Source organism: Demequina sp. TMPB413 (assembly GCF_020447105.2).
Classification (GTDB): domain Bacteria; phylum Actinomycetota; class Actinomycetes; order Actinomycetales; family Demequinaceae; genus Demequina.
Window position 1 is genome coordinate 957,170 of the sequence record NZ_CP096184.1, and the last position, 11,621, is coordinate 968,790.

The following is an 11,621-nucleotide window of genomic DNA, read 5'->3' on the forward strand; positions in this document are numbered from 1 at the left end:
CTCCATCCGGGCGCACCAACGTTGTCGATGCGGGTCTGCGACAGTGTACGTGCCACCGGATGGAACAATAGGGCCCATGTCGCGACTAGCGCCCCTTTCCGGATTTCCCGAGTGGTCACCTGCCGAGCGCATCGTCGAGGCATTCGTCCTCGATACCTTGCGGGACGTGTTCGCTCTGCACGGCTTTGGCGAGATCGAGACGCGCGCCGTCGAGCCGCTCGAACGCCTTGGAGGAGAGGCGGAGGCCTCCAAGGAGGTCTACACGCTGCTGCGCAGGGGCGGCGACAAGGCGGAGTTCGGTCTGCACTTCGACCTCACCGTGCCCTTCGCGCGGTACGTGGAGGAGCGACAGGGTCAACTCCACTTCCCCTTCCGCCGCTTTCAGATTCAGAAGGTGTGGCGGGGGGAGCGCCCGCAGGAGGGCCGCTTCAGGGAGTTCTATCAGGCCGATATCGACGTGGTCGCGAGGGAGAGCCTCCCCGCCCACTTCGAGGCGGAGGTGGCCGTCGTGATGGCCAAGGCGCTCGCCGCGTTGCCCTTGCCACCTGCTCGCATGCGCATGAACGACCGCAGGCTGGTCGAAGGCTTCTACCGAGGGGTGGGTATTGACGACGTTGCCGCGGCGCTGCGGTCGGTCGACAAGCTCGGCAAGATCGGTCCAGAAGGCGTGGCCAAGGAGCTCGGCAGCCAAGGCGTGAGCGAATCCGCGGCGGCCGCCGTGCTCGAGCTCGCCAAGATCCAGGCACCTGACGCATCGTTCCGAGACGCCGTACTCGACCTGTGGGAAACTACCCCCACCCACGACGATGCTGACGCCCAAGCGCTACTGGGAGACGGCCTCAACTCCCTCGCGGCTCTCATCGAGTCGGTCAACGCCGCCGTGCCGGGAACCGCGATCGCCGATCTCAGCATCGCGCGCGGACTCGACTACTACACGGGCGCGGTCTACGAGACGACGCTTGACGGGCACGAGGACCTTGGCTCGATTTGCTCAGGGGGCCGCTACGACTCGCTCGTCGCCGGGGGAGGGTTCCCTGGCGTCGGCATGTCCATCGGAGTCTCCCGCCTGGTCTCCCGCCTGGTGTCGCGCGAGTTGCTGGTAGCGACCAGGTCGGTGCCGAGCGCCGTGTTGGTCGCTGTCGTCGACGAGGCGGGCCGCAGGGCCTCCGACGACATCGCGGCGCGGCTACGCGCGCGGGGCATCGCTTGCGAGGTCTCCCCGACGGCGGCCAAGTTTGGCAAGCAGATTCAGTACGCCGACAAGCGGGGCATCCCGTTCGTGTGGTTCCCTGGCAACGACGGCGACGGTGAGGTCAAGGACATCCGCTCGGGCGAGCAGGTGGTTGCCGACGCCGACGCTTGGGTGCCGCCGGCCGACGACCTCAAGCCGCGCGTCGTCCGCGGCTAGACTTGCCCGTGCTCACTTGCGGTGAGCGAACTCCTTGATTGACAACGCTCCAACGAAAGGCCGATTGTGCTCCGCACTCACCTCGCCGGAAACCTCCGTGCCGCCGACGCAGGCGCCACCGTCACCTTGTCTGGCTGGGTGGGTAGGCGTCGTGATCACGGCGGCGTGGCGTTCATCGACTTGAGGGACGCTTCCGGTTTTGCACAGGTGGTGTTGCGTGAAGAGATCGCACACTCGTTGCGCACGGAGTACGTGATTCAGGTGACGGGCGAGGTGCGGCTGCGGCCGGAGGGCTCCAACAACCCGAACCTGCCGTCCGGCGAGATCGAGGTCGACGTCAAGGACGTCGTGATCCTCAATGAGTCAGCGCCCACGCCTTTCCCGATCGACGAGCACGTGACCGTGGGTGAAGAGGCCCGCCTCAAGCACCGCTACCTCGACCTGCGCCGCCCGCGCCAGCGCGAGGCCATCGTGTTGCGCTCCAAGGTTAACCAGGCCGCGCGTCGGGTGCTTGATGCCCACGACTTCCTGGAGATCGAGACCCCAACCCTGACGCGCTCGACGCCGGAGGGCGCGCGCGACTTCTTGGTGCCAGCACGCCTCGCGCCAGGCTCCTGGTACGCCCTGCCGCAGTCGCCCCAGCTGTTCAAGCAGTTGCTCATGGTGGCAGGCATGGAGCGGTACTACCAGATCGCCCGCTGCTACCGCGATGAGGACTTCCGCGCGGACCGCCAGCCCGAGTTCACCCAGCTCGATGTCGAGATGTCTTTCGTCGACCAAGACGACGTGATCGCCCTTGGCGAAGAGATCGTGCGCGAGTTGTGGTCGCTCATCGGCTACGAGGTGCCGCTGCCGATCCCGCGACTGACCTTCGCCGACGCGATGGCCAGGTTCGGCTCCGACAAGCCAGACCTTCGGTTTGGGCTCGAGCTGACGGAACTGACGGAGTTCTTCAAGGACACCCCGTTCAGGGTGTTCCAGGCGCCGTACGTGGGCGCCGTCGTCATGCCTGGTGGCGCGAGCCAGCCTCGCAAGACGCTCGACGCATGGCAGGACTGGGCCAAGCAGCGCGGCGCGCGCGGGCTTGCCTACGTGCTGGTGGGGGACGACGGCGCGCTGTCAGGCCCGGTGGCCAAGAACCTGTCTGAGGCCGAGCTCTCCGGCCTTGCCCAGGCCGTAGGGGCGAACCCCGGCGACTGCATCTTCTTTGCCGCAGGCGACGTTGACTCGTCGCGGGCGCTGCTGGGCGCGGCGCGGAACGAGATCGCCAGCCGCGTCGGCCTGATCGACGAGTCTCGCTTCGAGTTTGTCTGGGTGGTCGACGCCCCGCTGTTCAAGCCCGTCAAGGCGGACGACGACGACGTCGCCTTGGGTTCAAGCGCCTGGACGGCCGTGCACCACGCGTTCACGAGCCCCAAGCCCGAGTGGATTGACTCGTTCGAGAGCGACCCAGGCAACGCGTTGGCGTACGCCTACGACATCGTCTGCAACGGCAACGAGATCGGCGGCGGCTCGATCCGTATTCACCGCCGCGACGTGCAGCAGCGCGTGTTCGAGGTCATGGGCATCGGCGAGGAAGAGGCCCAAGAGAAGTTTGGCTTCCTGCTCGACGCGTTCCAGTTTGGCGCGCCGCCCCACGGCGGCATCGCGCTCGGTTGGGACCGCGTCGTCATGTTGCTGGGCGGCTATGACTCGATCAGGGACGTCATCGCGTTCCCCAAGTCTGGCGGCGGATTCGACCCGCTCACGTCGGCTCCCGCGCCGATCCCTGCGGAGCAGCGCAAGGAGACGGGCGTCGACTTCGTTCCTGAACCAGAGGCAGAGTCTGCCGAAGCCCGCTAGCCGGCAGGTGCATCGGCGCTGCGCATCCCGTGTGGGAGGCGCACGAGTGCGAGCGCTCCTGCGGCAAGGATCAGGGCAGGGGCTGCCAGCGCTGCGCCCGGGGAGACGATGTGGGTAAGGAGCCCCAGGGTGAGTCCGACTCCGATGCCAGCGAGCTGGAGTGCCATCGAGTTGACGGAGAGCATCGTGGCGCGTTCTCGAGACGTGACAGCGTCATGTGTCAGTTCGTCGATCAGGGGCGAGCCGATGCCTAGCAGCACGTAGAAGGCGACGTACGCAGCCGCGATCGCGCCGAGCGCCGAGAACCCGGAGACGGCCAACGCAACCGCCGCTCCTAGCGAGCCGAGTAGCGCTGCTCGGGAAGGAGACTTCACCAGGCGGGTTGCCAACGGTGCCATGGCAGAACCAAGTGCAGAGCCCGCAAAGCCGAGGGTCGCGAGCAGGGCGTAAGCAGTGCCCGCCTTTTGTCTCGAGCCCAGCACCTCCGCGAGGTGCGCGGGCATCAGCAGTTCGATGCCTGCGAGAGCAACGCCGACTGCCGCGATCACCACCAGGAGTCGGCGCAGCAGTGCGTGCGTCGCGGCGAGCCGGACTCCTGACGTCATCGTTGAAGGGACCTCGCGCATCACGTCGCGGATACCTAGTCTGGTCGATCGAGGCGGGTCTGTGACCCATGCCACCACTAGTGCGGCTTGGGCGACTGCCGCCCCAGCCGCCACCAGGAACGGCGTCGACAGGGCGATGAGCGCCGAGTCGCTCGGGGGCAGTGGCGAGAGCGCCAGTACGGCACCGGCACCCAGCGTTCCGATAGCCAAGGCAACGGACTCGCTTGCCGCTGCCTGCGATAGTCCGCCGCGGATCGGGGCGCCAGTATCGATGGTCCGCGTCTGGTCGACGTACCAGGCCTGCAACGGCCCAGAGTCGAGCGCTCTGGCAGCCCCGCGAATGGCCGCGGCTACCGCGAGCACGGCGAAAGAGGTGCCGAAGGCGGTCACGATGCAGGCGACCACTGACATGACGGCGGCTGCCACCAGCACCGGTCTGCGCCCCGCGACGTCGGAGAACCCTCCCGTCGGCAACTCGAGCGCCATCGTGGTGGCGCCGTAGATCGCCGCCGTGATCCCTATCTGTCCAAGTGAGAGCCCTCGCGCCTGGCCAATAAGCACGAGCGCAGGAACCGTGAGTCCAGTGGGTAGCCACCGCAACGCGGTGAGGAAGATGAACCGGTGGCGTATCTGGTCGACGGTCATGAGCCCGTCTCGGACGAGGCCGCCGCAGCACCAGGAAAGGCGTAGGCGAAGAACCTCACTGCGCGGGCACCTTTCGGTCGGGTCTCGGGCGTCGAGTCGCGCTCCTCGAACGGCGCAAAAAGGTCGTAGACGCCCTGGGTGACGCGCTCGAGCTCCTCGGGCGTGAGCCAACTCACCAGGTCGGTGGACAGCGACGCCGCTCGCCAAGTCTCGGGCTCCTGGCGCCTTCTCTCCACGAACGAGCGCCAGGCAGTCATCCGATAGTTGTCAACGGCTTCGCCAACGGCCCGTGCGGCGGCCTCGCCCCCTGGGCCGTCGTCGGCGATGGAAATCCCCTCCTCGCGGGAGGCCCAATAGCGCTCCCTGCCTCGCCCTCCCTCCACCGGGCGGACATGTGCGAACTTCGCCAACTGCCTGAGGTGGTACGAGCAGTTCGCTGGGGACTCACCCAGCCGTTCGGCACACTGACTCGCGGTCAGCGGGCCCTCGGCCAGCAGATCGAGGAGGGCGAACCGGACAGGGTGAGCGAGGGCACGAAGCTCTTTGGGGTCGTCGATGCGGCGCACTGGCCACGGTGGGTGCGGAGAGGCGTTCTCGGGCGGGGCAGAGTCATCGGTCATGGTGTCGAAAGTACTCTTTCGAAAGGACTGTTGCAACCGCCCTGGAGGTTCCCGCCGCCGTGGAGGTCCCTGCCGCCGCGGCCGTGCCTTCCGACGCCTCGGCCGCGCCTTCCGACGCTACGAACCGAGGGCGGCTTGACTCGCCGGCGCGGGACGGCCAGATGCCGGATGATGCGGCGAGTCGGGACTCGCGACGGTTCGTACCGTCGCGGCGTCCCGATGCCTTGTGGTGCGCGAGCTCCACAGCACACCAAGAATCACCACGGCGCCGCCCATGAGCTGGAAGAGGGTTGGGCGTTCGTCCAAGGCCAGGGCGGCCGTGGCGATTCCAATGACCGGCACCAGCATCGAGAACGGTGCGACCGTGCTCGCGGGGTAGCGGGACATCAGCCAGATCCACACGCCCGACCCCACGAGCGTGCCGAGCACCACGGTGTAGGCGAGCCCCATCCAAGCAGGAACGGCATCGGCGCTGAGGGACGTAGCGAGCGATTCGCCGATGCGCGCGGGGCCCTCGAAGACGAGCGACAGGGCGAACATCGGCAGTGGGGGAACGACGCTCATCCACAGCACGAGGTGAAGTGGATTGGGCGCCTTCGCGAGTCTGCTCGCGAGATTTCCACCCGCCCAGCCAAGCGCTCCAATCAGCACCAACACGAAGGGCAAGAGTGGCGCCGTCTCGCCGTAGGAGATCCCCACGAGCGTGAGGCCCGCCGTCGCGACGCCGACGCCGATCATCCTGCGCACGCCAATCCGCTCGCGTAAGAGCACTGCGCCGAGCACTACGGTGAACGGTGCCGACGCCTGCAGTACGAGCGACGACAACCCAGTCGGGAAGCCAGCGTCCATGCCCCAGTACAGGAACGCGAACTGGATGGTTCCAAAGCTGAGCCCGTAGCCGATGAGCCATCTCCACGGGACAGAGGGCCGTGGCACGAGCACGAGCGCGGGAATCGCGATGATGGCGAATCGCATGGCGACCAGGAGGAAGGGAGGGAACTGCTCCAGCGACGCGCGGATGGCAAGAAAGTTGACTCCCCACAACACGGCAACGAGGAGCGCGAGGGCGAGGTGACGCGGCTTCATGGGTCGAGTCTGAAGGAAGCCGAAGTGAAGGACAATTGAAAGATTGTGAGGCAAACACGTAGGCTACCTACATGGAAGTGCGACACCTCGCGTTGCTCAGGGACGTGCGAGCAAGGGGAACTCTCGCCGCCGTCGCGGCGGCAACCCACCGGACGCCGTCCGCACTGTCACAGCAATTGCGCACGGCGGAGCGCGAGTTGGGCGTGAGGCTCGTCGAGCCCGATGCGAGAGGCGTGCGGCTTACGTGGGCGGGGGAGATCCTGGCCGACGGCGCCGAGGAGGTGCTCACTGCGATTGCGAGTGTGCAGGCTCGGCTCGATGCGGGGCGTGAGCACGCGACAGGAACCGTGCGCGTCGGGACTCTGCCTAGTGCAGGCGCCGCTCTCATGCCGGGGCTCTATGCCGCGCTCAGGGGAACACGCATCCGCCTCGAGCTCGAGGACTTCGACCTGGCCGAAGCGGACTTCGCGGGAAGGACCCTCGACGCCGACTTCGTGATCGCCCACAGCCTGACGTCTGATGTGCCCGCAGGGGCGGAGGGCCTCGACACCAGGGTTCTCGCGCGCGAACCGATCGACGTTGCGGTGCCCAGTGGGCACGAACTGTGGGGGAGAGACTTCCTCAGGCCGGAGGATGTCGTCGGCCACCCGTGGATCGCCGTCCCCCACGGCTTCCCTTTTGCCACGTTGTTAGAACGCATCGAGACCGCCACGGGCTCCACGCTTGACAGGTTGCTTGAGGTGCGCGACAACCGGCTGGTGGAGTCGCTCGTCGGTGAGGGAGTGGGCCTGGCGCTGCTCCCGCGCTTCAGCACCCCGCCGAGCGAGGCCTACCGGCTGGTTCCCCTGACTGGTGTCAAGTCGATCAGGAGCATCGTGGCCATCGGCAGGCATCACCGCACCAGGCGTCACGTAGTCGGTGCAGTGCTAGAAGCCCTTGAGACGGTCGGCCGCGGCTTGCGGTAGTGCCTAGTGCGAGATGCCCTTGCGCGAATAAAGGCGGCGCAAGGGAGCGGGTGCCCACCAGTTCCAATCGTCCAACAACGTCATGGTCGCGGGAACCAGGAGCATTCGCACCAAGGTGGCGTCGAGGAACACCGCGACGGCCAAGCCAATCCCGACCTCCTTGATGACCAAGAGTGAACCCGTAGCGAAGCCAATGAACACGATGATGATGACGGCGGCCGCTGACGTGATGATGCGTCCCGACCGTTGCAAGCCCTTGCGCACCGCCACGTCGTTGCTGTCGCCAGCGTCGACGAGTTCCTTGATGCGGGCTAACAGAAAGACCTCGTAGTCCATCGCGAGTCCGAAGCCGAAGGCGATGATGAGCACCAGCACGTAGGTCTCGATTCCGCCCGTCGACGTGAAGTCCAGCAAGCCCTCGAGGTTCCCGTCAACGAAGATCCACGACACGATGCCCACGCTGGCTGCGAGCGAGAGCCCGTTGATGATCAGCGTCTTGAAGGGCACCAAGAGGGAGCCCGTCATCAGGAACAGCAAGACGAATGTCGCGAGCACCACCAAGCCAATCGCCCAGGGGGCGCCCTGAGCCAACGAGTCCACGAAGTCCACCTGGATGGCTGCCTGCCCGCCCAAGTGCACGGCAAAGGGGACATCGATGGCCCGGAGTTCTCTCAACAGGCTCGTGGCATCGGCTCCTGCCTGGTCGGCATAGCTCGTCACGATGCCTGCCGTCGACATGCCGCCCTCGCCCGACTGGGGCTCGGTGGCTCTCACCACGCCGACGAGACCGGCCGCTCGATCGAGCCACGTCTGGAGTTCGGCGGGCGCGGCGTCGGCAACCACTTGAATCTGTGGCTCCACGAGCGCCGGGTACTGGGCGTCGAAGACCTCGATGAACTGGCGACGCTCGTTCGCTGCGGGCAAGAGTTCCTCTTGAGAGTTGCGTACGGCGATGTTCGCCAACGGGCTCGCGAGAACCACCAGCACGGCAGTGACCGCACCGACCACGAGCCAAGGCCTGCGCTGCACACCGCTGGCCAGGCGTTCAAAGAACCCGTGCTCGGACTGCACGTCGGCTGTGCGCCTCAACAGGGTCCGCAACAAGGGAACGCGATTCAGGACCGATACGCGAGCAACGCGGTGGCCGTACAGGTACAGCACCGCTGGCACCAGGGTGAGAGCGGCGGCGAGTGCCATCACCACGACGCCAAGCGCCGCGCCGCCGATGCCCCTGATCAGTTCCGCCCCGAACACGAGCATGCCGCCCACGGAGATCGCCACCGTCACCGAAGAGAAGAAGACGGTGCGGCCGGCGGTGGCGAGCGTCGCAACCATTGCGTCTGACCTGGCGTCGTGCCCTGTCCCATCTCCGCGGCTGGCAAGCTCCTCGCGATAGCGCGACACCACCAGCAGTCCGTAGTCGATCGACAATCCAATGCCCAAGACGTTGACGACATTGATGGCCGACTCGTCCAGCGTGATCGGGTAGGAGAAGGCGAACAGGATGGCCATGCCACCAGCGATGGATGCGAGCGCGCCGATGAGGGGCGCCGAAGCTGCCAGGAAGCCCCCAAAGACCAGCACCATGACCAAGAGGGCCACCGGTAATGCGACGGCCTCTCCCTTCACCAGGTCGCCCTGGATCTGCGTGGTGAAGTCGTCAAAGAGCAGCGGGTCCGAGTACACCAGCACCTCGCCGTCGCCTTGGTAGGCGTCGGAGAACACCTGGGTTGCTGCGTGATGAGTCTCTAGCGGATCGGCGGAGAAGGGCGCGTAGACCACGAGCACGAGCAAGGAACTGCCGTCGCTCGCGACGAGTGGATTGGTCCCGCCGGCCGCACCGGGGCTGCCAGCATCGGCAGGGAGCGCGTCAGCTTCTGGACCAGGGATGATCCCGTACGGTGTCTGGACCGCTCCTACGCCGGATGTCTGGGCCACGGCCTCGGCTGCGACAGTCACGGCGTCTTGAGCGGATGGTGCGGCGGCGTCGACGCCTTGCACGAGGAAGGCCAGTTCCGGCCCGGTGTCATCGGGAGCGGCGTCCTGCAGGTACTCGTAGACGAACGTCGAGTCGGCACCTTGTACCGTCGGCACGCCTGTCTCAGCGCGGTCGTAGAGGTTCCCATCGCCGATGCCCGTCAACGCGAGAGCGAGCATTGCCGCGGCGGCAAGCACCCAAGTGACGACGACGGCGCGGGGGCGGCGCACGACGAGATGCGCGATGCGTTCAAACACGATTGCCATCCTAGGGCGGACGGATGGTCTGGCTCAGGCGACGAACGTCGTCGTACTCCCCGCCTAGAGTTGACGCCATGGACCTCTTCGACGCCGCCAGGATGGACGCCACTGGCGTGCCTGCGCCAAGCGCGTCGGCGCCGCTGGCGGTGAGGATGAGGCCGCAGACGCTCGACGAGGTCGTAGGGCAGTCGCACCTGCTGCGAGACGGAGCGCCGCTGAGGCGGCTCATCGGGGACGGCACTCCCGCAACGAGCGTCATCCTGTGGGGTCCGCCTGGCACGGGCAAGACCACCCTCGCGTACCTCGTCGCAGGCAATCGCCGATTCGTGGAGCTCAGCGCGGTCACCGCAGGGGTCAAGGATGTCCGCGCCGTCATTGAGGACAGCAAGCGCAGGCTCGCCACTGGCGAGCGGGAGACCGTCGTCTTCATTGACGAGATCCACCGCTTCACTCGCAGCCAGCAGGACGTGTTGCTTCCCGCCGTGGAGAACCGCTGGGTCACGCTCATCGGCGCGACCACCGAGAACCCCTCTTTCTCCGTCGTCGGGCCGCTATTGTCCCGCTCGTTGCTCCTGACGCTCAAGCCGTTGACAGGACAGGACATCGGCGCGCTGCTCGACAGGGCCGTGGCCGATCCTCGCGGCTTAGGCGGCAACGTCTCCCTCGACGACGATGCCAGGGCGCACATGGTGAGGGTCGCTGGCGCCGACGCCCGCAAGGCGCTCACCTTGCTCGAGTCAGTAGCCGACGCCGCTGCTGACAACGACGGCGTCATCACGGCGGCCGTCACGGAGGCGGCCATGGATGCCGCGCTCGTCGCCTATGACAAGTCTGGCGACCAGCACTATGACGTGATCAGCGCCTTCATCAAGTCGGTGAGGGGCTCTGATGTTGATGCGGCGCTTCACTACTTGGCGCGCATGGTCGTGGCGGGGGAGGATCCCCGCTTCATCGCGCGCAGGCTCGTCATCCTCGCGTCAGAGGATGTTGGCCTGGCTGATCCCCAAGCCCTTCTGATCGCCCAAGCCGCGGCCGACGCTGTGAGCTTCATCGGCATGCCGGAGGGGCGCATCCCTTTGGGCGAGGCCACCGCCTACCTGGCGATGGCGCCCAAGTCGAACCGTTCCTATATGGCGATCGATGCGGCTATTGCCGACGTCAGGGCAGGCAAGGCCGGCGTCGTTCCCTCGCACTTGAGAGACGCCCACTACGCGGGCGCAGAAAGCCTCGGCCACGGCAAGGGGTACCAGTACTCTCACGACGCCGCACACGGGGTCGCCGCGCAGCTCTACCTCCCTGAGTCGCTGGCTGGCGCGCGGTACTACCGACCAACGGAACACGGCAACGAGCGTGCGCTGACCGAACGACTCAACACGCTGCGCCGACTCTTAGGGCGGGAGAACTGACTTTCCGGCGTTTCTTGCTATGATCGTCGTCTGCCCTCGCGGACGGTTGGCTGCTGTCGCCGCGACACCACAAATAGTGAACGGCTTTGGCGTGTCTCCACACGCCCACACTTAAGGAAAGTAATGACTCAGGTTCAACGCGCGCGCCGCCAGGTGCGCTTGTCCCGCGCTCTCGGCATTGCGCTCACCCCCAAGGCAGTCAAGCACTTTGAGAAGCGTCCCTACCCGCCAGGCGAGCACGGCCGCACCGCGCGCCGTAAGGAAAGCGACTACGCCGTCCGTCTGCGCGAGAAGCAGCGTCTGCGCGCCCAGTACGGACTTCGCGAGAAGCAGATGGCTCGCACGTTCGAAGAGGCCCGCAAAGAGACAGGTCTGACCGGTGAGGCCTTCGTCGAGCTGCTCGAGATGCGCCTCGACGCCCTCGTGTTGCGTGCAGGCTTTGCCCGCACCATCCTGCAGGCACGCCAGACGGTGCTTCACCGCCACATCCTCGTCGACGGCAAGATCGTGGACCGCCCGTCGTTCCGTGTGAGCCCCGGCCAGACCATCCAGATCAAGCCCAAGGCCACCACCATGGAGCCTTACATGGCCGCCGCCGCTGGTGCTCACCGCGATGTGCTGCCAGAGGTGCCCGACTACCTGGACGTTCAGCTCGAGAAGCTGACCGCTCAGCTGGTGCGTCGCCCCAAGCGCGCCGAAGTTCCGATCATCTGCGAAGTGCAGTTGGTCGTTGAGTACTACGCGCGTTAAGACGCACTAGTCTCTTTGCAGACCTGAACCAACGTCCGCCGGGCCCATGGCACAAG

Annotated in this window: 9 protein-coding genes; 5 read left to right on the forward strand and 4 right to left on the reverse strand. The window is 66.4% G+C overall.

Annotated features, from left to right (window positions below):
• Positions 1-76: 76 nt before the first annotated feature.
• Together hisS and aspS are read left to right on the forward strand one after the other, a co-directional pair.
• Positions 77-1,408, forward strand: coding sequence for a histidine--tRNA ligase (hisS, locus tag LGT36_RS04655; protein ID WP_226097301.1), 1,332 nt, complete (start codon positions 77-79; stop codon positions 1,406-1,408).
• A 66-nt stretch (positions 1,409-1,474) separates the two neighbouring features.
• Entirely contained in the window at positions 1,475-3,250 is a 1,776-nt protein-coding gene (gene aspS / locus LGT36_RS04660; RefSeq protein WP_226097302.1) for an aspartate--tRNA ligase, read from the forward strand.
• On the opposite strand, the gene LGT36_RS04665 is transcribed toward aspS, so the two are convergent.
• The 3 genes from LGT36_RS04665 to LGT36_RS04675 all read right to left on the reverse strand — a co-directional run bounded on the left by LGT36_RS04665 (position 3,247) and on the right by LGT36_RS04675 (position 6,206).
• Positions 3,247-4,500 carry an MFS transporter gene (locus LGT36_RS04665; protein WP_226097303.1) on the reverse strand — a complete coding sequence of 418 codons (1,254 nt, stop codon included), beginning with the start codon at positions 4,498-4,500 and terminating at the stop codon, positions 3,247-3,249. The genes aspS and LGT36_RS04665 overlap by 4 nt on opposite strands.
• The gene (locus tag LGT36_RS04670) at positions 4,497-5,120 is read right to left on the reverse strand and encodes a transcriptional regulator (protein ID WP_226097304.1); all 624 of its coding nucleotides are present in this window, start codon (positions 5,118-5,120) and stop codon (positions 4,497-4,499) included. Before LGT36_RS04670 ends, LGT36_RS04665 begins: the two co-directional genes overlap by 4 nt.
• A gap of 117 nt (positions 5,121-5,237) precedes the next feature.
• Positions 5,238-6,206 carry an EamA family transporter gene (locus LGT36_RS04675; protein WP_226097305.1) on the reverse strand — a complete coding sequence of 323 codons (969 nt, stop codon included), beginning with the start codon at positions 6,204-6,206 and terminating at the stop codon, positions 5,238-5,240.
• Positions 6,207-6,277: 71 nt separating this feature from the next.
• Between LGT36_RS04675 and LGT36_RS04680 the strand changes: the two genes are divergently transcribed.
• Complete coding sequence (locus LGT36_RS04680; protein ID WP_226097306.1) at positions 6,278-7,171, forward strand: LysR family transcriptional regulator; 894 nt, start codon at positions 6,278-6,280, stop codon at positions 7,169-7,171.
• A 3-nt stretch (positions 7,172-7,174) separates the two neighbouring features.
• Here the strand turns inward: LGT36_RS04680 and LGT36_RS04685 are convergent, their stop codons facing one another.
• Positions 7,175-9,406 carry an MMPL family transporter gene (locus LGT36_RS04685; protein WP_370634356.1) on the reverse strand — a complete coding sequence of 744 codons (2,232 nt, stop codon included), beginning with the start codon at positions 9,404-9,406 and terminating at the stop codon, positions 7,175-7,177.
• Positions 9,407-9,483: 77 nt separating this feature from the next.
• On the opposite strand from LGT36_RS04685, the gene LGT36_RS04690 reads away from it, so the two are divergent.
• Both LGT36_RS04690 and rpsD read left to right on the forward strand, forming a co-directional pair.
• Positions 9,484-10,815, forward strand: a complete 1,332-nt coding sequence (locus tag LGT36_RS04690; protein ID WP_226097308.1) for a replication-associated recombination protein A — start codon at positions 9,484-9,486, stop codon at positions 10,813-10,815.
• A gap of 123 nt (positions 10,816-10,938) precedes the next feature.
• Entirely contained in the window at positions 10,939-11,565 is a 627-nt protein-coding gene (gene rpsD, locus LGT36_RS04695; RefSeq protein WP_226097309.1) for a 30S ribosomal protein S4, read from the forward strand.
• The last annotated feature ends 56 nt before the right edge of the window (positions 11,566-11,621 follow it).